This window comes from Mucilaginibacter ginsenosidivorans (assembly GCF_007971025.1).
Lineage (GTDB): Bacteria > Bacteroidota > Bacteroidia > Sphingobacteriales > Sphingobacteriaceae > Mucilaginibacter > Mucilaginibacter ginsenosidivorans.
Window position 1 is genome coordinate 2,670,284 of sequence record NZ_CP042436.1, and the last position, 25,756, is coordinate 2,696,039.

Annotated in this window: 12 protein-coding genes and 1 tRNA gene; 9 read left to right on the plus strand and 4 right to left on the minus strand. The window is 45.5% G+C overall.

What is annotated here, in order from left to right:
• Nucleotides 1–86 precede the first annotated feature (86 nt).
• Both FRZ54_RS12220 and FRZ54_RS12225 read left to right on the plus strand, forming a co-directional pair.
• Complete coding sequence (locus FRZ54_RS12220) at nucleotides 87–1,289, plus strand: glycoside hydrolase family 172 protein (protein WP_228462710.1); 1,203 nt, start codon at nucleotides 87–89, stop codon at nucleotides 1,287–1,289.
• Between the two features lie 109 nt (nucleotides 1,290–1,398).
• Nucleotides 1,399–1,629: a DUF4287 domain-containing protein gene (locus FRZ54_RS12225; protein WP_147031886.1), complete on the plus strand. Its 231-nt coding sequence runs from the start codon at nucleotides 1,399–1,401 to the stop codon at nucleotides 1,627–1,629.
• A gap of 30 nt (nucleotides 1,630–1,659) precedes the next feature.
• On the opposite strand, the gene FRZ54_RS12230 is transcribed toward FRZ54_RS12225, so the two are convergent.
• Nucleotides 1,660–2,262, minus strand: coding sequence for a DUF1684 domain-containing protein (locus FRZ54_RS12230; RefSeq protein WP_147031887.1), 603 nt, complete (start codon nucleotides 2,260–2,262; stop codon nucleotides 1,660–1,662).
• A 237-nt stretch (nucleotides 2,263–2,499) separates the two neighbouring features.
• Here FRZ54_RS12230 and FRZ54_RS12235 point away from each other — a divergent pair, with 237 nt between their 5' ends.
• The gene (locus tag FRZ54_RS12235) at nucleotides 2,500–3,027 is read left to right on the plus strand and encodes an OmpA family protein (RefSeq protein WP_147031888.1); all 528 of its coding nucleotides are present in this window, start codon (nucleotides 2,500–2,502) and stop codon (nucleotides 3,025–3,027) included.
• A 59-nt stretch (nucleotides 3,028–3,086) separates the two neighbouring features.
• Here FRZ54_RS12235 and FRZ54_RS12240 read toward each other — a convergent pair.
• Nucleotides 3,087–3,157, minus strand: a tRNA-Gln gene (locus FRZ54_RS12240).
• Between the two features lie 266 nt (nucleotides 3,158–3,423).
• Here FRZ54_RS12240 and FRZ54_RS12245 point away from each other — a divergent pair.
• From FRZ54_RS12245 to FRZ54_RS12255, 3 genes are read left to right on the plus strand one after another with little or no spacing between them, the layout of a single operon-like run.
• Nucleotides 3,424–4,110 (plus strand): hypothetical protein, encoded by a 687-nt coding sequence (locus FRZ54_RS12245; protein ID WP_147031889.1) that lies wholly within the window; start codon nucleotides 3,424–3,426, stop codon nucleotides 4,108–4,110.
• Nucleotide 4,111: 1 nt separating this feature from the next.
• The gene (locus FRZ54_RS12250) at nucleotides 4,112–6,877 is read left to right on the plus strand and encodes a TonB-dependent receptor (protein ID WP_147031890.1); all 2,766 of its coding nucleotides are present in this window, start codon (nucleotides 4,112–4,114) and stop codon (nucleotides 6,875–6,877) included.
• Entirely contained in the window at nucleotides 6,877–9,264 is a 2,388-nt protein-coding gene (locus FRZ54_RS12255; protein ID WP_147031891.1) for a hypothetical protein, read from the plus strand. Before FRZ54_RS12250 ends, FRZ54_RS12255 begins: the two co-directional genes overlap by 1 nt.
• Before the next feature lies 1 nt (nucleotide 9,265).
• Here the strand turns inward: FRZ54_RS12255 and FRZ54_RS12260 are convergent, their stop codons facing one another.
• The gene (locus FRZ54_RS12260; RefSeq protein ID WP_147031892.1) at nucleotides 9,266–10,402 is read right to left on the minus strand and encodes a DUF4249 domain-containing protein; all 1,137 of its coding nucleotides are present in this window, start codon (nucleotides 10,400–10,402) and stop codon (nucleotides 9,266–9,268) included.
• Nucleotides 10,403–10,973: 571 nt separating this feature from the next.
• Between FRZ54_RS12260 and FRZ54_RS12265 the strand changes: the two genes are divergently transcribed.
• The gene (locus tag FRZ54_RS12265) at nucleotides 10,974–17,636 is read left to right on the plus strand and encodes a putative Ig domain-containing protein (RefSeq protein WP_187359604.1); all 6,663 of its coding nucleotides are present in this window, start codon (nucleotides 10,974–10,976) and stop codon (nucleotides 17,634–17,636) included.
• A 60-nt stretch (nucleotides 17,637–17,696) separates the two neighbouring features.
• Here the strand turns inward: FRZ54_RS12265 and FRZ54_RS12270 are convergent, their stop codons facing one another.
• Nucleotides 17,697–18,737, minus strand: coding sequence for a LacI family DNA-binding transcriptional regulator (locus FRZ54_RS12270; RefSeq protein ID WP_147031894.1), 1,041 nt, complete (start codon nucleotides 18,735–18,737; stop codon nucleotides 17,697–17,699).
• Between the two features lie 290 nt (nucleotides 18,738–19,027).
• Between FRZ54_RS12270 and FRZ54_RS12275 the strand changes: the two genes are divergently transcribed.
• Complete coding sequence (locus FRZ54_RS12275; protein WP_147031895.1) at nucleotides 19,028–22,384, plus strand: VCBS repeat-containing protein; 3,357 nt, start codon at nucleotides 19,028–19,030, stop codon at nucleotides 22,382–22,384.
• Between the two features lie 99 nt (nucleotides 22,385–22,483).
• Nucleotides 22,484–25,711, plus strand: a complete 3,228-nt coding sequence (locus FRZ54_RS12280) for a SusC/RagA family TonB-linked outer membrane protein (protein ID WP_147031896.1) — start codon at nucleotides 22,484–22,486, stop codon at nucleotides 25,709–25,711.
• Nucleotides 25,712–25,756: the final 45 nt, after the last annotated feature.

Consider the following 25,756-nt stretch of genomic DNA (forward strand, 5'->3'; position numbering starts at 1 on the left):
GGTTTAATCAAATGCTAATTTTTTTAGTTTTTGTCACTGTTACTGTTTCTGATTATTTTTTAATATTATTGATAAACCAATTAGTTATGAGCCTATTTAGTCGTTTTTCGCAGCTTATGCCGGCCGTATTTGCTTTGCTGTCTGCAGGCAGTCTTTCAGCGCAGGAATTATATACCATGCCGCAAGGCATACGATCGCGTGTCAGTAGTTTTGAGAACCTGAACGGTGTTAAAGGCGCAGGTGGGCAAACCAACAAAACGGCTAAAGGCAATGCTTTTGAATCGCTGGCGGCGGGGCAAACCAAAAGTTTGCTCAACATAAGTTCCGCCGGCATCATTCAGCGGATGTGGGTTACGGTTAACGATCGCTCGCCGGCCATGCTGCGAGCGCTGCGTTTACGTATGTATTGGGATGGTTCGGATAAGCCTGCCGTTGACGTGCCCTTAGGCGATTTCTTTTGTGCCGGACTGGGCAGGCCTGTGGCGTTCCAGTCGGCCTTATTCAGCGATCCGGAGGGCCGCAGTTTTAACAGTTATGTCCCCATGCCCTTCAAAACAGGAGCAAAAGTTACCTTGACAAACGAAAGCAAATCGGACTTGTCGCTACTGTTTTTTGATATCGACTACATTATTATGGACAAGCCACAGCCCGGCATGCTTTATTTCCATGCCTGCTGGAACAGGGCCATCAGATCAACTTTGGGAAAAGATTTTGAATTGCTGCCACGGGTGAACGGGAGAGGGCGTTTTCTTGGTGTAAATGTAGGCGTAAATGTCGATGCGGCATACGGCCACACCTGGTGGGGCGAAGGCGAAGTGAAAATGTATATTGACGGAGATACCACTTACCCAACCATTAACGGCACCGGCGCTGAAGATTACATTGGTACCGGTTGGGGCGAAGGGGCCTTTACAAACCAATACCAGGGCTGCAGCGTTGCCGATACCACCAAAAATCAATATGCTTTTTACCGCTTCCATATCCCGGATGCTATTTATTTTAACCATGATTTTAAAGCCACCATACAGGAGATAGGCGGAGGGAGTGATACGGAAGTAAAAAGCCTGGCGGCCAGGGGAGTACCCCTAACCCCGGTTTCGGTGGCAGGCTACGTTAACGGCTTTACCCGTTTAATGGATAACCCGGTAGCACTTACGGACAGCAAATTTCCGAAGGGCTGGATAAACTTTTATCGCATAGACGATTATTCAGCCACGGCTTATTTTTATTTGGATAAACCTGTAAGTAATTTAAAACCCCTGGCGCCCGTGGAAGAGCGGGTGAAATAAATGGTTGAAGTCATCGTTACTGTTGCTATCGCCCCTTTGTTTTGCCGGATACGCCCCGCATCAACCTTAATGCCTGTTACTATCTTTGAGTGATCAAAACACAAACATTATGTCGTTCCAGGGATATTTAAAAACCATCAAATCAAAAACTGGCAAAGATGCCGCTGGCTTCCGGAAAATGGCCGAAGAAAAGGGCTTTACTCAAAACGGGGAGTTAAAGGCATCCACAAAGGCAGGCGATATTGTACAATGGCTGAAAGACGACTTTGAACTTGGTCATGGGCATGCTATGGCTATTTATGCCTTGCTGAAAGGTATAAAAAACGAGGATAGCGACTAATTTCATACCGGCATTCCGTCCGGGGCAATCTTAATGTTTCTTTTCCCCGGCAAACTGTTTTTCGCCTGCCTCAATTGCTATGGTTAAGTGATTTTCATCAGGTGGTTTTGGACAGGCATATCCACCGCTGAAAGCGCAGTACGGGTTGTAAGCTTTGTTAAAATCGATCACTACGGTATTGCCTTTAAAATCGCCCTCCCGAAGGTCGATATACCTGCCGCCTGCATACGTTTCGCTACCATTGGTATCATCGGTAAAAGGCAGGAACAAGTAGTCTTTGTATTCGGCTATTTTCGCAAGGTTTACATTGCGGTATACGGTCAATTGCAGCGATTTGCCTTTAAGCGTGAATTTTAAAGTGGCATATCGTACATATTCGCGGCCCCTACCGCTAAATACGGGCATAATGAATCCCGGTTCGTTCAATAATATCTCTTCATGTGCGGTAACACGGTAGGTGCTGTCGGCGTCGTAAAACCGGAGAAATTGCAGATCGTCCTTTTTTAGCGGCGAATTTTGGTCGGTCAGAAAGTCGTCCATGTACTTTTTCCGGTATTCGGTTATCTGGTCTTTGTAGTCTTGTGCAAAGCAGTTCAGGCTTGTCAATAAAAGCAATCCGAGCAAATATTTCATATTTTTTTATATATAAATCCAGGGACCAATATATTTATTATTTTCTGCTTTAAATGGTATGGGAAGGCTATTTACGCTAATTAACAGGCGCTAAAACCTCATCTGTTAAAGCGCCGAAAAGGGTAGTATCACAAACTCTTTACTTAAAAATTTGTTTTAATTTGCAACGCTGCCAGATATCACGGCAATAAGCCGTGCGGTATGGCGTTTTTTTTCTACACTAAACAAAATGCTATTATGAAATTTTTAAGATCAGCTTTCACACCTGTTATTATCTTATCCGTTTTGATCACACTTTCGGCGTGCCACGCCAAAAAGAAAGTGATGCAGCCGCCACCGCCGCCGGCAGATACTACTGCCAAACCAACTCCGCCACCACCACCGGCACCGGAACCAGCGCCCGCACCGGCACCAACTCCGCCGCCTGCGCCAAACTATAATTTCAGCAATATCCAATTCGAGTTCGACTCGGGGATATTAAAGACAGAATCATACCCGATATTGGATAAAGCCGCCGCAGAAATGAAAAAAGACCCTTCAGTTAAATTTAAACTAAGTGGTTATGCTTCTGCCGAAGGTACGGATGAGCACAATATGCAATTGTCAAAAGACCGGGCCAATGCTGTTAAGGCTTACCTGGTCAATTCAGGAGTAAGCGTTAATAACTTAGACGCCGACGGCTATGGCGAGGCAAATCCTATCGCCGATAATACGACAGAGGCAGGCAGGGTATTAAACCGCCGCGTCGAAATGAAAAAAGAATAATTGGTTGCAAAACCCGGAAAAGAAAAACCCCTCGGGCATTACGCCCGAGGGGTTTTTTGTTCCCCCGCATGGATTCGAACCACGACTAGCAGAGTCAGAGTCTGATGTGCTACCGTTACACAACAGGGGAGTATCCGGCGCCGTAATTGCTCCGGGGCTGCAATAATACAAAAATTTTCAAAGTGTGTAAAGCTAAAAAAGGCCTCAACAACACAGTCCTCGCAGATAAATCCGTTCATTTGTCAATACGAAATCGTCAGTATCTGTCAACTAATTTATTAATTAAGCTTTATTTTGATACATTAGTCCTTGCCGTAATAAATGCGCGCCAACTATAAACTTACGCCACATTCTTTCTAAAATATGGGTTCAAAGGCCTTTGTTTTAACGTTTATTTTGCTTATATTAGTAACTCTAAAGGTTATCGCGCAGGCGCCGCAGCCCGACAGTGCTGCCTACAGCAAGCAGGCTGTTGAAGCAATCGGTTATTTTAACACCACCGCCGGCAGCCAGGCCGAATTTGTTAATGGTCCGCAGTATATTTTAGCTCCGCCGGCCAACAAAGGCTCTCATTATTTCCAGGATAAGAATTATTGTACGCCATCCCTTATTCGTTTCAATAACACCTGGTATAAAGACGTTCCCGTTTTGTATGATGTTTTTAATGACGAAATGATATCTTTTTCGGGTAATGATCTGTTTGTACTGAAAACAGAATACCTTTCCGATGTATTCCTGCTGGATCATCATTTTGTCCGCCTTACCGCCGGATTATCGCCAGGTTTTTATGACCTGCTTTATAGCGGAAAATCACAGGTATTGGCAAAACGTACGAAAGTTAATGAGGATGAGATCATTCAATCACAAACAGTAAAGTTTATCCTGGAAGACAGGAGCGATCTGTTTATCAAGAAAGAAGGCAAATATTATCCTGTTACAAGCAAAGGGGCTTTATTGGGGATTTTTAAAGATAGAAGGAAAGACATCAATCAATATATCCGCGACCATAAGCTTGATTATAAAGCTGACAAGGAAGCGGTGACAGTTGCAATAACCGCTTATTACGACCAATTGACCCATTAATATGCAGAAATTTTACATCGCACTTGCTGCCCTTATCTGTTTCGCGCTTAAATCAAGTGCGCAGCAGGACAGCAAGTTAATAGATGTGGATTTTAAGAAGGCGACTATCACGCAAATGACTGGGGAACTGAAAGTAAAGACAGGTTACACGTTTTATTACGATCCCGTCCAATTTGATAGTTTAAGGGTAACGCTCGCCATTGCCCGGAAAACTTTGAGTTTCGTACTTGAAAAGGCATTCGAGGGGACACCATATCACTATATTATAACTGCCGGCAGGGAAGTTATCCTGACGCGGGGTGCAAAAATAACCACTTCGCTTCCGTCCGGGTATTTTGATAACACCGTGGAAACCACAACAGCCAATGCACAAAGCAGTGTGTCCCCTTACCCCGAGGATAACAATAACACCGCAGGGGCCAGTGCCGAAAATAAGATATACGAGATAGGAGCGCGGACCAATAAGATAAGGCCGGGCAACGTCACCTTGTCGGGTTATATACGCAGCCGCAAAACAGGCGAAGGGATAAACGGTGCAAGCATTTATGATCCGGAAACGAAAACCGGCATGGCGACTGATAAAAATGGGTATTATACGCTTTCACTTCCGCGTGGTCAGCAAACACTTTTGATAAAGGGCCTGGGTATGCAGGATACGCGACGCAGGGTCATCCTTTATTCGGGCGGGCGGTTGGATATCGGCTTGCAGGAAAAAGTGACATCATTGAAAGAGGTGACCGTGTCTGCCGAAAAAGTTGCAAACGTGCGCAATACCACTATGGGTGTAAATAAATTGGATATCCGCAGTATCAAACAAATACCATCGGCGTTTGGCGAAGCTGATGTTTTGCGGGTGGTTTTGACTTTGCCCGGCGTGCAAAGCGTAGGAGAGGCCACAACCGGCTTCAACGTTCGAGGCGGCTCGGCCGATCAGAACCTGATCCTGCTGAACGACGCAACCATTTATAACCCTTCACATTTTTTTGGTTTCTTTTCCGCATTCGACCCCGACATCGTAAGCAATATCGAATTGTATAAAAGCACCATTCCCGAACGGTTTGGCGGTCGCCTGTCATCGGTATTGGATGTGACTGACCGCGAAGGCAATAAGAAGAAATATACCGGTTCGGCAGGGATCGGTCTGATAACCAGCCGGGTGAATATTGAAGGGCCCATTGTAAAGGATAAAACATCTTTCATTTTTGGGGGACGGACAACTTACTCCGATTGGCTGCTGAAATCCCTTCCCCAGGAATATAAAAACAGCTCGGCCTCGTTCTATGACCTTAACTTGAGCATAAGTCATCAAATAGGTAAAAGCGATAATTTGTACGTAACCGGGTACTTCAGTAATGATAAATTCAGGCTGAACAGCGATACCGCCTACGGTTACAGCAACCGTAACGCAAATATCAAATGGAAGCACAATTTCAACCCGAAATTGTTCGGTACGCTCACCGCCGGCATCGATGATTATCAATACAGCATCGCCAGTACATCCAATGCTGTAAATGCATATAAACTGAACTTCTCCGTAAAGCAAACTAACCTGAAAGCAGATTTTAGTTATTTTCTGAACCCCCGGAACACCCTTGACTTTGGTTTGAGTTCGATCTATTATAATCTCAATCCGGGTGATAACGAACCGAATAGTTCACAGTCGCAGGTTACGCCGTTCCGGGTGCCACTGGAGAAGGCGCTTGAAAGTGCCCTGTACATAGGAGATAAATATGATATAACCCAGGATCTTTCTGTTAGCGCGGGCCTGCGGTATTCGCTTTACGCCTATCTCGGACCACAGACGGTAGATCATTATCAACCCAATTCACCTAAAAATGCTGCCAATGTTCAGGATAGTACAATATACAGGAACAACCAGGTTATCAATACCTATAAAGGTCCCGAGATAAGGGTGTCGATGCGTTATACCCTGGATGATAATACGTCGGTAAAAGCGTCATATAATACACTAAGACAATATATCCATCTTTTATCTAATACAACCGCTATTTCCCCGACCGATGTTTATAAGTTAAGCGATCCTAATATCAAACCGCAGTTTGGTCAGCAGGTCTCCCTTGGACTGTACAGGAATATTAAACAGAACAGTATCGAAACATCAATTGAGGTCTATTACAAAAAGATCGGCCATTACCTCGATTATAAAAGCGGCGCAGTGCTCCTGCTGAACCCGCACATCGAGCGCGATGTGATCAATACGGAAGGCAAGGCTTACGGCGTTGAATTCATGGTCCGTAAAACGGAAGGCAACCTGAACGGGTGGATAAGTTACACTTATTCGCGTACCTTCCTTAAACAGGACGACCCCAACGCGGGTGAAACCATTAACAGGGGCGAATTTTATCCTGCCAATTATGATAAGCCGAATGACTTTAATTTTACAGGTAATTATCGCTTCAGCCGTCGTTTCAGCATTTCCCTCAATGTGATCTATAGTACAGGCAGACCCATTACTTATCCCATTACCGAATATTATTACGGCGGGTCGGTAAGGGTGCTTTATTCGGACAGGAACGCATACAGGATACCCGATTATTTCAGGTCCGATTTTTCAATGAATATCGAAGGTAATCACAAAATACATCAGCGGTTTCACAACTCGTGGACGTTTGGGGTATATAATCTTACCGGCCGGGCAAATGCTTATTCAACATACTTTGCACAGCAGGGCGGCGTCATCAACGGCTACCAGCTATCGATATTTGCCAGGCCCATACCTTTTGTAAATTATAATATCAGGTTTTAATGGAGAGGCAAAGAATATATAACTCACTAAAAGCAATTGCGCTCGCTATCATTGCAACGGCTTGTTTGGCTGCTAATAGCCAGGCCCAGGTATTACCTGTATTAGAAAACAAGTTTGCCTGGCAGTCGGGGCGGTTACACGAAAAGTTATATGTTCATACGAGCAAGGAAAATTATTTAGCGGGTGAATTATTGTGGTTCAAAATCTATTGTACCGACGGGACCGATAATAAGCCATTGAACATGAGTAAAGTAGCTTATATTGAAATTTTAGATAGCAAACATAACCCGGTTTTGCAGGGCAAGATAGCATTGCGGGAAGGAATGGGTAATGGCTCCTTTTATCTCCCTTTTTCTATCGCAAGCGGAAATTACCAGTTGCGCGCCTACACCAATTGGATGAAAAATTTCGACCCGGCCTACTATTTCAATAAGCAGGTTACCATTATCAACACAACCAGGACCTCACCGCCTTCACTGGCTGCTGATTCGGCGAAATATGATGTGCAATTTTTTCCGGAAGGAGGACACTTGGTTAAAGGCCTCCAAAGTAAAATAGCGTTCAAAATAACAGCTTCTGAAGGGACGGGCCGCGATGGGGCAGGTGCAGTGATCGGCCCGTCAAATGATACTGTCGCCAGGTTTGTAACCGGGAAATTTGGTATCGGTAGCTTTAGTTTCACCCCATCGGCCCAAACGGGCTACCGGGCAGTAGTTAAAATAGGGAGCGTAATAATTACCCCACCACTGCCCGAAATAAGTGCCACAGGCTATGTGGTTCGCGTAACCGATAACGATAACAGCCTGGACGCCGGAATTACCCAATCAGGGCTTGAACCAGGCGAAAACTTATATCTATTAGTACATAACAGGCACAACATAGAAGTTGCCGCCCAACTAAAAATGGTGGACAACAAGGCGCATTTCGTCTTCGACAAGACAAAGCTGGAGCAGGGGCTTAGTTATATTACTATTTTTGACGGGCGTGGCAATCCTATATGCGAAAGGTTGATATTTAAACGCCCGGTCAATAAACTCATGGTCAATGCATCGGCAGATGTCAAAAGCTATGGTACCAGGAAAAAGGCAGATGTAGATATTGCCACATTCAATGCGAATGGTAAAAACATTCCGGCTAACTTGTCAGTCTCTGTTTTTCGTATCGATTCGCTGCAAAAAAAGCCAGCGGCAAATATACCGGGATACATGTGGCTCAACTCCGATCTGAAAGGATACGTCAAATCGCCGGATTACTACCTTGAAAATAATGATGCAGATGGTAACCAGGCTTTGGATAACCTGTTGCTGTCGCAGGGCTGGACACAATTTGACTGGAACAGGGCCGTATCATCCGGCAAACCGCATTTTACCTTCTTGCCTGAATACAATGGCCCGGTAGTTACCGGTAATCTCACCAATGCGCTCACTAACATGCCTGCGCCAAACGTTGTGGCTTATCTTACCGTAACAGGATCACAGCACCACTTGTATATTTCTAAAAGCGATACGGCAGGCAGGTTGATGTTTAATACCCGCGACTTTTTTGGGCCGCGAGAGATAGTCGTGCAGACGAATTGGCTGCAAGACAGTACCTATCGAATTAGTATCCCGAATCCGTACAGCGAGGAATACGATAAAAGTAAACTATCGCCATTTAATATGAGCGCTGGTATGAGCACTGGTTTGATTAGCGGGAACATCGATATGCAGGTGCAGAATATTTTTTCGGGAAACCAAATAAAATTTGATGCGGCGCCACCTGAAAATGCGGCGTTTTATGGTGAACCCGGTTATAGTTACAAATTGGATGATTATACCCGTTTTCCCAAAATGGAAGATGTGATACATGAATACGTGAGGCTGGTAGGCGTGGAAAGACAGCGCGACAGGGTGCGCTTTGAAATAATAAGCGACAAAAAAACTTTGCCGGGACAACCCCTGGCAATGCTCGATTCCCGGCCAATATTCGACGCGGCCAAAGTTTTAAATATAGATCCCCTAAAGATAAATAAGCTTGAAGTGGTTACTGGCAACTACGTCTATGGACCGGCGACGTTAAATGGCATATTGAGCTTTACCAGCTACGACGCAGCCAGCATAAACACGGAACTGGATCCCCGGGCGGTAGTACTTGATTTTGATGGATTGCAATTGGAAAGAAAGTTTTATTCGCCGGTTTATGATACTGAAGCAAAAGGGAATAGCACCACACCTGATTTCAGGAATACGCTCTACTGGAATCCTGATATCCGGACAGGCGAAAGCGGTCACCTTAAATTAAATTTTTATACAGGCGACAGAGCAGGAAGCTATATGGGTATAGTGGAAGGTATTTCACGGGATGGAGAAACAGGTTACAGATATTTCTATTTCGAAGTGAATAAATAACTTATCTCCAATAAGGCGGCGGTTCGGTTTTTCCGCGTATGGTGCAATCGACACACGTAGTTGTTGAATAGGTTATAAAGTTGGGAGCTCCAAAAGGCCCAAGGGGTGCAATGTAAAAGGGTTCGATTGGTATAGTTCCGGCTTCCGGGCCGAGTACTTTTGGGTCTGTGTAAAAAGGTTCATGATAATAAAAGGCACTATCAAGCTTACAACCAACCGGGTATTTTACCTGGTAGCTGCTTAATAACTGGCTGGCTGAAATAAATATTCGTTTGGTAGCTGCACGACCTGCACTTAAGTAGCCCACAACAAATTCGTGCGGATCGGTAACGCAATAAAAATTACTTTGGTTTACTGACGGCTGTGCGTCAAATATGCTGCCCAGCCTGTCGGTATTTTTTTGTAAACCCAGCCAAAAATCGTAAGCGTCGGCTGTAAGTGCATATTGTTTGACGATTATGGTATATCTCGCTTCTATTTTTTCCGAAGTTCCCGGTATAAAAGCTATAGGGGCCTGGTATATAAGGTCGCTTGAAAGCTTGTTCGAGTTTGCCAGTAGAATGGCAGTTGATGTGTCGGTCGCATAGCAAACATGGCGCGGTTCGTCGCCTAACATGTAGGATTTAAAAAAGCTTTGAAATTGCCAGGTTTCCGTATACTCCCAGCGATAATATTTCGTGCTGCTGGCATCATCGTGCGTGTTAACATAAATATGTACTCCGTCTGTTTCCTGCGAAAAACCTACACTGTCTATAGGGGGCGAATTCTTTACAATCACATAGTCAGAAAGATATTCTTTACCGTCGGCAGTTTTAATATGCAGCCGGTATTTATGCGCATCGTTAAGATTTAGCGGTGCAGCCGAATAAACGCCCGGCCTTACTTCATATAGGGAATAAGTATTGTTGGCGTCGCTTTCAACAATTAACTGCGCGTTTGTTTCCCTGTCTATCTGGATACCCGGGCCATATTTTTTTGTACGGCTCAATGTGATAAAAGTCGAATCGGGTCCGGTGTTAATTGCACCTTCTATAACCAGGTACCTGTTGGTATTGGTTAGGGCATCTTTAGGCTCAAATGCCTTTTTGCAGCTAACCGCCAATAAGGCTGCAAATATTAAAATCGGCCACTTCGACATCAAAGCAATTCTTATATAGGTTTATACGTAATGTGTCGACAATTTATCTCTAAAAGGTTATATAACCAAATAAGGTGCGCTCATAAGTACTATTACGTCTGCAAGGCGTTTCGGGAACGGCCTGTCCGGGTGAGGTCCGGGGACTGTTTAGTAATCTATGGTTAATAAATTTCTCAATAATTTATTTTGTAACAGAATTTTTGCACATTTATTTTTTGACGAAACATTTTTTTTATGGCCTCCGTATAGTACCTGTTTTTCCCCGTGAAAAGCACGTTGACTAATTAAAAATGAATATGAGCGGCTTATTGCCCATTTTACTCCTTCTGGTTTACCCATTTTACACCCGGCTAAACATACCATATCAAGGTAAACAGATGACACGCTCAAAAATTCTTCGTAACATATTTCCGCAACTTGCTGATTTAGAACAGTGTGAAAATACTTACCTAACTCAATTTTATATTAAGGCTATTAAAACCGGCAATATAAAAGCGCACCGGTTTTTCAGCCATTCCCAGGCCAATACCTGGATCGTAAACTGTTCTTTAACTTATTTAAGATGTTGAATATGAAAAGAAGTTTACTGTTTAGCATTATTTTTTTGATCGTTGGCTCCTTATTTTTGGGGGGGACTACATTTGCTTCTACCAAACGAGTAACAAACATAAGTTACGGCAGCCAGACGGGAACAGCAACCGCAGGAACGGGCACTTCCGTGACTTATACCATAACGGTTACTGAAGGAAGCACATTCGGGTTCGGAACATCCTCCGACGATATATTACTAACCTGGGCAGGCGGGACACCAACTGGGGTGACCTGGCTGTTTTCATCCAGTCAGACAATGGGCGGAGGTGTGACAACTACTACACCAACTTTTACACCAAGTGGTAGTAACACTACGATCACGTTTACAGTTACAACATCAAATTCAACCCCTGCCGGAACTTATCCTTTTACATTGAAATTTACGGATAATAACGGTGGTGGTGGCCCCTGGACAAGCAGCGGTTTAGACCTAACGGTTGATGGAGGAGTACCTACGATAAGTTATACAGGCTCGCCGTTTTCTTACTATGCCGGCCAGGCAATATCATCGTTAACACCAACAGTAACGAACAGCCCGACAAGCTATTCCATAAGCCCGGCTCTCCCGGCTGGTTTATCTTTTAGCACGTCGACAGGAGTTATCTCCGGGACGCCTACTGCATCGTCATCAGCTACAACATATACCGTAACTGCAACAAACGCAAGCGGAAGCAGCAATACTACGATCAATATCACCGTATTGTCGCCGACTATAAGTTACACAGGATCGCCATACACTTATTTAACAGGAACAACGATTTCGTCGTTGACTCCGACCGTAACGGGAAGCCCGTCGAGTTATTCGATAGGTACTGCATTGCCGGCGGGCCTGTCGTTCAACACATCCACCGGTGTTATATCCGGTACCCCAACTACAACATCGGCGTCAACTGTTTACACCGTAACGGCTAATTACGCTGCCGGGGTAACTGCTACAACAACAATTAATATTACAGTTAACCTGGGGCCGCCGAATATTAGCTATACACCTGCAACAAAGAGTTATCCTTCCGGCACCGCAATAAGCACATGGTCACCGGTAAATACAGGAGGTGCTGCAGTAAGTTGGTCTGTAAGCCCTGGCTTACCTGCCGGTTTGTCGCTTAATACTGGTACCGGCGATATAACCGGAACGCCAACAACGGTATCCTCTGCAACAACATATACCGTAACAGCAACTAATGTCGCCGGCAGCAGCAGTACGAGTATAACTATAACTATATTGCCTGTTCCGCCTGTCATAAGTTATACGCCATCTTCTAACACTTACACTGTAGGAACCGCAATAAGCTCATGGACACCCGTAAATACCGGCGGTGCGGCTACAAGCTGGTCTGCAAGTCCGTCGTTACCCACTGGCTTATCATTTAATACTTCTACGGGAGCTATTTCCGGAACGCCGACTGTAACTGATACAGCAACCTTCACAATTACAGCAACCAATGCAGGCGGAAGCGGGACTGCTACAATAAATATTACCGTGCTTCCGAAAGCTCCGGTGATAAGTTATTCGCCATCAACAGTGACCTATACTGTAGGGACTTCGATAAGCCCGTTGTCGCCGACCAATACAGGGGGGCCGGCTGATACCTATTCGATAGGTCCGTCATTGCCTGCCGGTTTGTCGTTCAATACAACGACCGGTGTAATTTCAGGCACGCCTACAACAACGTCCCCGGCGACAACCTATGTTATTTCAGCCGATAATGACAAGGGTACAAGTACGACTTCTGTTACTATAACGTGTAACAACCCGTCCGTTCCTAACATCAGTTACAGCCCGTCTACCAAAACTGCGGTAGTAGGTACGGCTATTACAGCCTGGACACCAACTAATTCAGGAGGAACTGCTACCAGTTGGTCTATCAATACACCGCTGCCGGCCGGTTTATCCTTCAATACCAGCACCGGTGCGATTACCGGTACACCTACTGCTACATCATCGGCTACTACTTACACCGTAACCGCTACAAATGCCGCGGGCAGTGCCAGTACAACCATAACCCTGACAGTTAACCCCCAGGCGCCGGTTATTAGTTACACGCCATCAACAAACACTTACTCCGTAGGAGCCACAATAAGTTCACTAACTCCGGCCAATACGGGCGGCGCGGCAACAAGCTGGGCCATTACCGCCGGCGGGGCGTTGCCTTCAGGTTTGTCATTTAATACATCCACAGGTGTAATATCCGGTACACCAACGGCCACAAAGGCATCAACTACGTATACCATAACCGCCACGAATGCTACGGGGAGCGGAAACACAACGGTCACTATCAGCGTCAATAATAATGCTCCAAATATCAGCTACTCGCCTGGAACGGTTACCTACTCGGTAGGTACCACGATAACACCTGCTTCGCCAACCAACTCAGGCGGCGCCGCGTCAACCTGGGCCATTACCGCCGGAGGTTCGCTGCCATCCGGGTTATCGTTGAATACCAGCACCGGTGTAATATCCGGTACTCCGACGGCAGTATTTCCGACAACGACGTTTACCATCAAGGCAACTAACTCATCAGGTAACTCGAGCACTAACCTGATCATCACTGTTAGTCCGCATGCTCCGGTTATTAGCTATACGCCGTCAACAAATGTCTACCGGCTTAATGCGACCATACCTAATTTGGACCCAACTAATACCGGTGGTGCGGTTACGGGTTACAGTTATTCTCCTTCGGGCACGTCGCTCACCGGTGCATCTTTAAGCGGGCCAAGTTTGATGACCATTGATGCGTCAGGCAACATCTATGTGGCCAATTATTATAATAAAACGATAAGCAAATATAATTCCAGCAACGTGTACGTCGGGACATATACATCAGGCAAAACCTTTACCAACCCCGAAGGTATAGTTTTTGACTCGGCGGGCAATTGTTATGTGGAAGATACAGGGGCTGGTGCTATTTATAAATTTAATTCTTCAGGGGTCTACCAGTCCACTATTATTTCGGGCTTAAACCACCCACTTGGGATCAGCATCGATCCGTCCGACAATTTATATATTGCTACCTATGTTTATACATCACCTTACACCAGTTCGGTAACAAAATATAACACTTCGGGTACATTGCTTATGACCCTGAACAACTCACAAATGGACCAGGCGGACGGTGTTGCGGTAGACGGTTCAGGAAATATTTATGTATTGAACCGTGCACAGGACCAGGCCGGTACCAACAAAGGCTACGTAACTAAATATAATTCGTCAGGTACTTACCTTGGGGTATTCAGCAGCGGGTACGAAGATCCTTTAGCTATTTCCTGCGACCCATCCGGTAACGTATTTGTTGCCGACTCGCACAATAACCAGGTTAAGATATACAGCTCAAACGGTGTATTGCTTAATACCATCAGCGGCTTTAACGACGTGGAAGGTTTTGTGGCCGACGGCAACGGTAACCTCTATGTTTCGGATTTTACCAATAATACAGTTAAGGAATTTGCGGCAAACGGCGGGTATCGTATCAGTTCACCACTTCCATCGGGCTTGAGTTTCGACACTACAACAGGCGAGATCAGCGGAACACCTGCTGTTACATTTGGGCCAACAACGTATACTATAACTGCTTATAACATTACAGGCAGCGGTTCAACTACCGTAACCCTGTCGTGTGTTCAATCGAATGACTGGATAGGTGTGACAAGTACCGACTGGAATACGGCTTCAAACTGGAGGAGCGGTGTGGTGCCAAACAGTGCGCAATCAGCGCTCATCGGTGTTAACGAGTCATTTAACTATTTTCCGAATGTATTGACGGCGTCTGGTACAGTGAATGTTGGTTCGATACAATTTGGCAATGTTGGCAGCCAGTGGCCTGGTGTCAATGTAAATAGCGGAGCCACATTGAACGTGGTGGGCGCCATAACTTACCAAAGCGATGCAAGCTCGGGCCTGGGATACAATGCGACATTGACCGGTTCGGGAACAATAACAGCGAATAGCATAAGCGTTATTTCGAATACGACGCTGGGAAGTTCGTACACAAGTACGATGGCTTCGTCCGTTACTAACCTGAATATAGCTACCAATATAGCGTTAACGTCCACGGCTTCAGGTGCCACTACTTTTAATTCAACTTTTAACCTCACCGGGGGTACAACCGTGCTAACGGGTACTGTTCAAACTACAAATGCGTCGGGTACCACTTCAACTTTTGCCCTGGTGCCCACAACCGCAACCACATTAAAGCTGGCCAGCTCAACCGCGTTGTCTGGTTTGTCAGCCACCGGAACCAACGTTGTTACTTTTAATGCCACGAATGGGACTGTGGAATATTCGGGCGCGGCACAAACCGTTTACACGGCAACGGGCATTACTGGTTTGTCTTCGGGTGTCAGTTACCAGAATATTGCTTTTTCGGGCACAGGTATAAAAACAGCGTCGGGCAATTTGAATATTGCCGGTAATTTTACCAATACCCTTGCAAATGACGCGTCAAATTATGTCAACTTCACAGGTGCTACAGTTACATTTAACGGGACAACCCAAACTTTGAGCGCCGGATCGGGCAATGGTACGACGTTTACCAACGTGAACTTTAGTGGAGCCGGGACAAAAACTATGAGCAGCGGTATGTTTTATATCTCAAAATCCGGTGTTTTGACCATGCAGGGCAGTAGCAGCTCCACTATTTTGGCTGCCAATGGTAATCTTACATTGCTCTCAGTGTCGTCGGGCTCGGCATCGATCGCTGCTATACCCACCGGGCCAAGCATTACAGGCACGGTAAATGTACAGCGTTATATAACGGGCGGCTCAGGCTATCGCAGCTACCGCCTTACATCGTCGCCGGTATACGCGGGAACGGTAAGCTCAAATAATGTATATAGCATTAACTATTTGCAAAACAGTATTTACCTTACCGGCGATGCAGGAGGCGGGTTTGACAAAACAGGCAACCCGACGTTATACCTGTATCGTGAAGACATAACTCCTTCAAACGCTACATATATCAGCGGAAACTGGTGGGGTATCAGCAAGATCAATAACTCGCCTTCTTACACGTATTATCTTAATAGCGGTTCAACCGGTTATAATATTCCGGTAGGCAATGGTTATCTGTTCTTCTACCGTGGAAACAGGGCCGCAACAACAGTTGCCAATGAAACGGTAACTACCTATACCCCGGGTTCGGTTGCACTTACCGCCTCCGGTACGCTTAACCAGGGCCAGGTAATAGTCCATCCGTGGAACAATGCAGCTTCGGCAACATTAAATTACACCGGTTCAGGCGCGGGCACAAATGCACTGGTACGTGGGTTCAATTTGGTTGGTAATCCCTATGCAAGTACTATCGATTGGGAATCGTTCAATACAACCACCACCACAAGTGGCATATACGGCAGCAATGTTGGGACTACAGTATACGAATTAAACCCTTTGACAAGCAATTTTGATACTTATCAGAAAGGCGGCGTCTATACTAATCACGGCCGCCGGTATATCGTAAGCGGTGAAGGCTTTTTTGTAGTTGCCAGCAACAGCAGCGCTCAGCTTATATTCAATGAGACATCTAAGTCTACTGCGCAAAATACCGGGCTTAATCTCTTTATGTCGTCTAAGGATAACCTTGCTGCTTTAAGCAATAATATGATCGATCAGCATCTCCGTTTGCAAATGGCCATGGATACGATAAATACTGATGATATTTATATCGGTTTCAACTCAGCCGCAACCGAGAAGTTCATCAGCAACGAAGATGCGCCGTACAGGCAGGGAAGCGGGAAAGTAAGTTTATCAAGTATTTCGAGCGATGGCGTTAACCTTGCTATCAACAGGCTGCCTCTCCCTGCAGCCGCGAAGCAAACCGAAATCCCGTTGAACGTGACAGCCCGCACGCCCGGAGTTTATTCGCTTAATATGACCGAACTGGAAGCAATACCCCAGGTTTACCAGGTTTGGCTGATGGATAGTTATAAAAAGGATTCATTGGATATGCGTCACAACCAGACCTACGCATTTAATATTACCAGCGATACGACGACATTCGGCAAAAGCCGGTTTAAACTGGTGTTGCGCGAAGATCCTGCTCTAATGGTTCATTTGCTCAACTTCACTGCGGTTAAGGTTACGCAGGGATCGAAGGTGTCATGGACAACCGAAAATGAACAAAACTACACCCGCTTTACCGTTGAAAGAAGCACGGATGGCGGTGCAACGTTCAACGTGCTGGGTGGTACACCTTCTAATGCAACGGGGGTATATAACCTTTGGGATACTTCACCGGCTTCCAAAGACATGTATCGTTTGAAGATTGAAGACCTGAATGGTAATATTACTTATTCAAATGTGGTTACGCTTATGTATACGGAGAATGTGAACGGCATTGCAAAAAGTAATATTTCCCTTTATCCGAATCCTGCCAAAAGCACCATCAACCTGACTATCAATGCTGCCTTCGGCTCAAGCCAGAAGATAAGTCAATCGGGCATCGGAATGACGAATCTTGCAGCCACACCGGTTACATCAGTTTACAATATAAGGATAGTTAGTTCCACCGGCGGCTTGATGAAAACTGCCACAACTACACAAACCAATTGGCAAAACGATGTAAGCAGGTTGTTGCCGGGGACATATATCCTGCAGGTGGTTGATAACAACAACAATCTTGTAGGTGAGACCACTTTTGTGAAATTATAAACCTGAACATTTAACGCGGGATAGGGGCGGGCGTAAGTTTATTCCTTTTTTTGTGTCCCCTCAATTAGATAGCGCTGCTGTGGATGTCGATTCTCTCACATCAAGCTTTGACGGACAGATGATTCTTTCATTTTTGATAAAAGTATCTCTTTCAATCGAATTGCAGATAAGGCTGGCGGCTTGTTGCCCGATTTCAAAGGCGGGCTGAGTAATGGTACTTAAAGATGGGGACAAAAGAGATGCGTACAAAAGATTCGAAAAACAAACGATTTTCAATTGGTCGGGCATCACAATGCCCAATTGCTTGCAGGCATTATACATTGGGATGGTCAGCAATTCAACAGAAGCGACGATACCATCGGGACGATGATGCGGACTTGATAAAAGTATTCTAATTGCTTCCTCACTTTTTGTTTTATCTGTGGGTATCTGGTAAACATTTTTCGAAGGGTCCTCAACGTTGTTTTCGTGAAGTGCCCTGATAAATCCATCCATTCTCTTTCGCAGGATAGACAGCCCTTCCGATATAGAAAGGAAATAAATTTTTTTGCAGCCTTGTTCTACCAGGTGCCGGGCGGCAATATAACCGCCTTCAAAATCATCGGTTACTACTTTACCTGCCTCAATATCATCTGCTACCCTATCAAAAAAAACCAGGGGAATACCGTAATCGACCAGCTTTTTCAGATGACAGTTATCAGTAGTCTCCCTGCACACCGATATCAGGACCCCATCTACCCGTCCATCCGACAGGACTTTAATGATCTCCTCCTCTTTCGACCGGAGGTCGTTCGTTATGTAGACGTTAATATGATAACCTTTTTCCTGGGTTACCGCTTCGATACCCTTTATGGCCAGTGAAAAGAAACTATCTACAATTTCCGGAACAATAACGGCGACGGTCCTGCTTTTCCTGCTCTTGAGCCCGCTCGCAAAATGATTCGGTATATAGTTAAGTTCCTGCGCAGCTGCCAATACTTTCGCCTTGGTTGCAACGCTGATCTCATGGCTATCCTTCAATGCTTTGGAGACAGTACCTTTTGATAAACCAAGCTTTTCAGCAAGGAGTTTGATGGAAGTATTGCTTTGAAAACCACTCATTAGGTCCGGAAGGAGTTATAAAAGTATAACAAGTTATCAAAATAATATTAAAAAACAATAGATCATGATCGAAGCCTTACTTTATTTATCTTTTTAAAAAGATTTTGATCTTTTTAAAAAATTACACACAAACGCAACCGGTTTCGTAAATAAATTCGCTTACTCACGGCGAATTTGTCTTATCAAAAATTACATTCGTATAGCAAAACTAGCGGATTGCAAGTAGTTGAGCCACAAAAATGAATAAAGAATTAGTGTATAATTTACAATAAGTGTTGCCCTGACATGTAATGAAATCTCTACTAAAACTATTTCTTATTCTTTATTGCTTGTCGTTGTTTGCGTGCACACGCAAACCGGGTACGGTGTTCACCGAGGTCAAACCTTCCTATTCAAATATTAATTTCAGGAATGATATAGAAGAAACCAAAGAGCAAAATATCCTTACCTACGAGTATTTATATAACGGCGGCGGAGTTGCCGTCGGCGATTTGAATAACGATGGCTTGCCCGATGTTTTTTTTACCGGCAATATGTCGCCAAATAAACTTTATCTCAATAAAGGCAACTTCAAATTTGAAGACATCACTGACCGGGCCGGCGTTAAGGGTCGCGATAGGTGGAAAACCGGGGTGGTAATGGCCGATGTGAACGGCGACGGGCTGATGGATATTTATGTTTGCTATTCGGGCGTCGGTAGCGACGCAGCAAGAGCAAACGAATTATACATTAACAACGGCAGCAAAAATGGCATCCCCACGTTTACCGAAAGCGCTAAGACCTATGGTTTGGACGCTGCGGGCACTTTTTCAACCTCGGCTGTTTTTTTTGATATGGATAACGACGGCGACCTGGACATGTTCCTGGTCGACCATGCGAATGAGTTTTTCAACCCTTTTTTCAATACTGAAAAACTCCGGAAGACGAGAAATGCAAAATTTGGGAACAGGCTGTACAGGAACGATAACGGCCATTTTACCGACATAAGCGAGCAGGCGCATATTGATGGAAGTGGACTCAATTTCAGCCTAAGTGCTTCGGTAAGTGACATTAACGGCGACGGGTGGCCGGATATTTATGTTACAAATGACTATGATGAACGCGATTTTTTATACCTGAATAACCACGATGGGACTTTCAGGGAGGTATTGACCAAAGCAACCAGGCACATTTCGGAATTCGCCATGGGTAGCGACATAGCGGATTTCAATAACGACAACCGCCCGGATGTTGTGGAATTGGACATGCTGCCCGAGGACAATCATCGGCAAAAACTGCTGCGTGGGGCCGATAATTATGATAAATTTCAGTTGCTGGTAGAACATGGTTTCCATAAACAGCTGATGCGGAATTCCCTGCAGCTTAATAATGGGAACAATGCCGATGGTACCCCTGTATTATCTGAAATAGGACAGATGGCCGGTGTATCGAACACCGACTGGAGTTGGGCGCCGCTTTTCGCCGACCTGGACAATGATGGCTGGAAAGACCTCTTTGTCACCAATGGTATCCTGAAGGATATGACAAACCTCGACTTTGTGAAGTATTCGTCGGGCTATTCGCCGCAGTACATTAAGGAAAAACAGGATAAAAGCGAGATATGGGAGCTGGTTAAAAAGATGCCTACAACCATGCTGACCAATTACCTTTTCAAAAATAGCGGGAATTTAACATTTGCAAACGTTACTGCCGATTGGGGGCTTACCAAATTGGGCGTAAGCAACGGTGCTGTTTATGCTGACCTGGATGGTGATGGCGACCTGGACCTTGTCATCAATCAGCTGGACGGTGTTGCCACAGTTTATAGGAATAACACTTCGGAACAGTCAAAAAAACCTGCCTTTTTACGCCTTCAACTTAAAGGCGCTAACAAAAACACATCGGGCATTGGCGCTAAGGTTTACGTAACAACTACGCACAACAACCAATTCCAGGAGCAATATTTCAACAGGGGTTTTCAGTCCTCGGTCGACCCGGTTTTGCACTTTGGCTTGGGAAAAGACAGTATTGTACAGTCATTAAAGGTGGTGTGGCCGACCGGTGAAGTATCTGAGTTAAAGAATATCAAAGCCGACCGCTTAATTGTAGTTGAGCAAAAAAATGCCACACCGGGTAAAAGTGCACCCGCTACTGACAACGAAAATACTAAACCCCTGTTTAAAGACGTAACGGCAACATCGGGAATTAACTTTACCGATAAGGCATCGTCTTACGTCGATTTTAAAATATCCCCACTGCTGCCTTACCAGGTTTCAAAGATGGGACCCTGCATCGCTAAAGCCGACGTAAACGGTGATGGATTGGAAGATCTGTTTATTGGCGCGGGTGTGGGCCAGTCCAGCCAGCTTTATCTTCAAACGCGCGATGGGCATTTTGTACTTGCGCCATCTCAACCATGGAATAACAACACGCTTCCTTTCAATGCTGATGCTTTGTTTTTTGATGCGGATGGTGACGGGGATATGGACCTGTACCTGGTAAGTGGCGGCGCTGAATATCCGTCGGGAAACGAGAATTACCAGGACCGGATATTTGAAAATGATGGCAAGGGCAATTTTAAACAAGTTTTGAATGCCCTGCCCAAAGAATTCATCAGCGCGAGTTGTGCCCGCGCAGCAGATATTGATCATGACGGGAAACCCGATCTTTTCATCGGTGGCAGGTACAAGCCGGGCATGTTCCCAATGGCGCCTTCGAGCTACATACTGAAAAATATCAGCCGCAAAGGGAATATCCAATTTGAGGTAGATAATTCTCAAAAAGATGCTACGCTCCGCAATCCCGGCATGGTGACGGACGCCGTTTGGGTTGACCTGAATAAAGACGGATGGATGGACCTGGTTATAGCCGGGCAGTTTATGCCAGTCACGGTATTTGAAAATCAGAAAGGATCGCTGGTTAACCAGACTAAGGAATACGGTCTTTCCGGGACGAATGGATGGTGGAGCCGTATAGTCGCTACGGATTTGGACGGAGATGGTAATGTCGACCTGGTTGTAGGGAACCTGGGATTGAACACCCAGCTTAAAGCTTCCGCAACCGAGCCCGTTACCATTACTTGTTCCGACTTTAACAACGACGGGTTGATGCTGCCGGTTTTGTGTTACTATATCCAGGGCAAAAGCTATCCTTATTACACCCGCGATGAACTAATGGATCAAATGCCCTGGTTGCAAAAGAAATTCGCGCGTTACGCCGACTTCGCAGATGCACAGTTGACTGATCTTTTCCCGCCGGAAAAACTTGCCGCAGCCACAACCGTGAAGATCAATATGCTGGAATCTGTTGCGCTCAAAAATTCTGGTAATCATCATTTTACCATAAAAAAATTACCGTCTTCGGCGCAAACAAGTATGGTTAACGGTATTGTGCCGGGAGATATCGACCCGAACGGGAAAAAGGACATTATCGTGGCGGGTAATTTCTATCCGTTCCGGGTACAGTTTGGCCCGTTGGATGCCGGTATCGGGACCATCTTAAGGACAGACGGAAAAGGGGGCTTTTCATCCGCCGGATATTACGAAACGGGTTTAAATATAGGCGGTGATGTCAGGAACCTGGTACGGGTTAATAACGCAAAGGAGGGCTATTGGCTGATTGCCGCTAAAAGTAATGATGCGATACAAGTTTGGGAGAGGGACCATTAGAAACAAAGCATGAATTGAATTAAAACAGATTGAAATAACTATCCAACCACATATTCACTAATTAATTATTAATAACCTTTTGAAATAAAACCAAACTCCATGATTCAAATTTTAAAAGAAAAATTCCTTGTTGAGAGAAGATTTTATCAAAGATCTTTATTAAAGCCGAGTGTGCTTACTCTCTTTTTTGTCGCGATTTTGATCGTGCAAACAAGGGCATCCGGGATCGCCGGGGAACGGGTTCCGGCAGATCTGAAGCGTCCTGCGGTATCCGCCGGAACGATCATCAAAGGCGTAGTGCTCGATGAAAGCAACGCCCCGGTTCCGGGCGCTACCGTCGCCATTAAAAAGCTAGGCGTAGCGGGAACTACCGATGTTAACGGCAGGTTTCAACTGAACGTGCCGCCGGGCGAATATGACCTGTACGTATCGTACATAGGCATGAAACCGGTTACCAAACACATCATCGTAGGCGACAGCACGCCGGCCGACATCGTTATTGTTCTTCCCGCTGCAGTGGGCGTCCTGAACGAAGTTGTCGTTGTCGGTTACGGCTCGCAGTCAAAGCGTAATGTTACCGGCTCTATTGTCAGCGTAAAAGGCGAAGACCTGAAAAACCTGCCGGTGAGTAACCCTGCCGATGCTTTACAGGGCCGCGCTTCCGGCGTGGATATTGTCAGGAATGACGGAGCGCCAGGCGGTACCCCAAGTATCCGTATCAGGGGAACCGGTACGATCAATAATGCTGACCCGCTTGTGATCATTGATGGCGTACCCGCAGGAGGGTTAAATGATGTGAATGCCAACGATATCGCTACCATCGATATCTTGAAGGACGCGTCTGCATCTGCTATCTATGGTTCGAGAGCGGCTAACGGCGTGGTTATCATAACAACGAAAAAAGGAAACTTTAATGAAAAGCTGAAAACCAGTGTGAACCTTTATGCGGGTGAAAACAGCCCTGTAAAATTCATCAAGATGCTGACGGCGCCTGAATTGGCGAAACTTAAGATCGAATCGTATACCAATGATGATCTGACCCCGCCGACAATTTGGGGTAACCCTTATTACTCCGTTCAGCGGACCGACTGGCAACGCGCACTTATGGGTACCGGTCATGTGCAAAATGCTGATTTTGCCGTGAGGGGAGGCAGCGCAAGTTCAGTTTACAGCTTTTCGGGTAACTTCTATAACGAAACAGGGATGATCCCAAACTCGTTGTTTACACGATATAATTTCAGGATCAACTCCGAACATAAGGTTACCTCGAGAATAAAAGTCGGCGAGAATATACTTTATTCAAATTCCAACAGTACATCGCCCGACACCAGATCGACCCAGGCAGGATTAGTTTGGAGCGCCATTCGTTTCAACCCGGCCATACCGGTCATGAATCCCGATGGCTCATACGGTTCGTCCCAGGCAGATAACCAGCTCGGCGACATCAATAACCCTGTTGCAACGGCACGGCTGACCGATGCCTACAACAAAGTGAACAGGCTGCTCGCCAACGGTTATGCCGAAGTTGAAATAGTAGAAGGATTAAAAATAAAAGCTAATTATGCCTATGATAGTAATTACTCAGACTATTATAATTTCCAGGTACCAATGCCCGATCAAACCCGCGGGCCTTCCATTGCGTCCCTTAACCAGGGGTACAGCAAAGGCTCGTCCCTTTTGGAGGAGTATTTCCTGACTTACAATAAAATATTCAACAATGTGCACGAAGTAACACTTACAGGGGGGTATTCTGCACAGTTGATCAAGGGGAATTATGTAAACGCTTCACGTTCGGGCTTTACAGATATTGACCCAGATCAGCGTGTGTTGAACCTGGGCAATAGCGCCAACAATAGCGGCAACAATAACCCAACCGAAGGCTTGCAGTCGTATTTTGTAAGGGGCAATTACGCTTACAACAACAAATACCTGCTGACAGTAACCATGCGTGCCGACGGTTCGAGCAAATTTGCACCGGGTAAACAATGGGGCTATTTCCCTGCGTTTTCTGCCGGCTGGCGTATCTCTGACGAGAACTTTTATGGCGATGGCCTGAAAAACATCTTCAACTCCTTAAAACTTACCGGCGGCTGGGGGCAGTTAGGGAATCAAAACATCGGCAATTTTCAATATTTAAGCACGCTGGGCTATGCCACTAACTATGGATATGCCCTGGGCACAGGTACGGTTTTACAAAGCGGTGCGTTTATAACGGGGTTGGCTAATCCTAACATAACCTGGGAAAGGGCCAGCGAGACTAACATCGCGTTAGAGTTTTCCGCTTTGAAGGATCACCTAACTGGATCGGTCACCTATTTTAACAAGAACACCACCGACATGCTGATCCCGTACCAGCTTGTTGAAACTTTCGGCGCTCAAACCAACCTGCCCGATGATCCCGGAAACATCACTTTGCCAAATCAAAACATTGGTGAAATGAATAATCATGGTATCGAGATAGATCTGAACTATCACAACAACTCCGGGAAATTAAAATACTCGTTCGGCGCAAATGCATCCTTCCTGAAAAATAAGGTGACCAAACTTTACGGGCAGTCAGATTATATCGGGTCCACGTCGTACGGCAGGGAGAACGTTGATATTTCCCGCACTTACGAGGGGCAGCCCATCGCATCGTTCTATGGGTTTAAAACCAATGGTCTTTATCAAACTCAGGCAGACATAGACAATGATCCCAATATCAAGAACGACCCGAACAAGGGTAACATCAAACCGGGCGATGTAAGGTTTTTGGACCTGAACGGTGACGGCGTTGTAGATGATAAGGATCGTACCAATCTCGGCAATCCTAATCCCAAGGTTGTATTCGGCTTTCATGGCTCGCTGGCCTACAAGAATTTTGATTTTGCCTTCAACTTTGCCGGCGAAGCGGGTTTTAAATTATATAATGCCGACCGCCTTGCAGGTTTGGACGCAACCCAGGTTTTCAACTGGTATGCAGAACAGGAGGGAAGATGGCATGGGCAGGGCACCAGTAATACTATCCCGCGGCTGTCCAATTCAAATTTGAATAATAACTACCGCTCATCAGATATGTGGGTTGAAAACGGGACCTATTTAGCTTTAAAGAGCGTTTCACTCGGGTATACCTTCGCCAAAAAGAGCATAGCTGGCGTACAGTTGCCTGATATACGGGTATATGTTAGTTCATATAATGTTTTCACGATCACGGGGTATAAAGGTTATACACCTGAATTGGGCTACACGAGTTCGGGCAATAACCCGGCAAACTCGCAAAAGGGGGTTGACGTTGCCCAGTACCCAAGCGCCCGAAACGTAACCTTTGGAGTGACAGCTAATTTTTAACTTAATAGAGCAAAGAATTATGAATTCAAACAGATACAAATTATT

Bases quoted from the DNA above. Each gene is read 5' to 3' on its own strand.
- FRZ54_RS12220 (WP_228462710.1), top strand. From the start codon at position 87: ATGAGCCTATTTAGTCGTTTTTCGCAGCTTATGCCGGCCGTATTTGCT.
- FRZ54_RS12225 (WP_147031886.1), top strand. From the start codon at position 1,399: ATGTCGTTCCAGGGATATTTAAAAACCATCAAATCAAAAACTGGCAAA.
- FRZ54_RS12230 (WP_147031887.1), bottom strand. From the start codon at position 2,262: ATGAAATATTTGCTCGGATTGCTTTTATTGACAAGCCTGAACTGCTTT.
- FRZ54_RS12235 (WP_147031888.1), top strand. From the start codon at position 2,500: ATGAAATTTTTAAGATCAGCTTTCACACCTGTTATTATCTTATCCGTT.
- FRZ54_RS12250 (WP_147031890.1), top strand. From the start codon at position 4,112: ATGCAGAAATTTTACATCGCACTTGCTGCCCTTATCTGTTTCGCGCTT.
- FRZ54_RS12255 (WP_147031891.1), top strand. From the start codon at position 6,877: ATGGAGAGGCAAAGAATATATAACTCACTAAAAGCAATTGCGCTCGCT.
- FRZ54_RS12260 (WP_147031892.1), bottom strand. From the start codon at position 10,402: ATGTCGAAGTGGCCGATTTTAATATTTGCAGCCTTATTGGCGGTTAGC.
- FRZ54_RS12265 (WP_187359604.1), top strand. From the start codon at position 10,974: ATGAAAAGAAGTTTACTGTTTAGCATTATTTTTTTGATCGTTGGCTCC.
- FRZ54_RS12270 (WP_147031894.1), bottom strand. From the start codon at position 18,737: ATGAGTGGTTTTCAAAGCAATACTTCCATCAAACTCCTTGCTGAAAAG.
- FRZ54_RS12275 (WP_147031895.1), top strand. From the start codon at position 19,028: ATGAAATCTCTACTAAAACTATTTCTTATTCTTTATTGCTTGTCGTTG.
- FRZ54_RS12280 (WP_147031896.1), top strand. From the start codon at position 22,484: ATGATTCAAATTTTAAAAGAAAAATTCCTTGTTGAGAGAAGATTTTAT.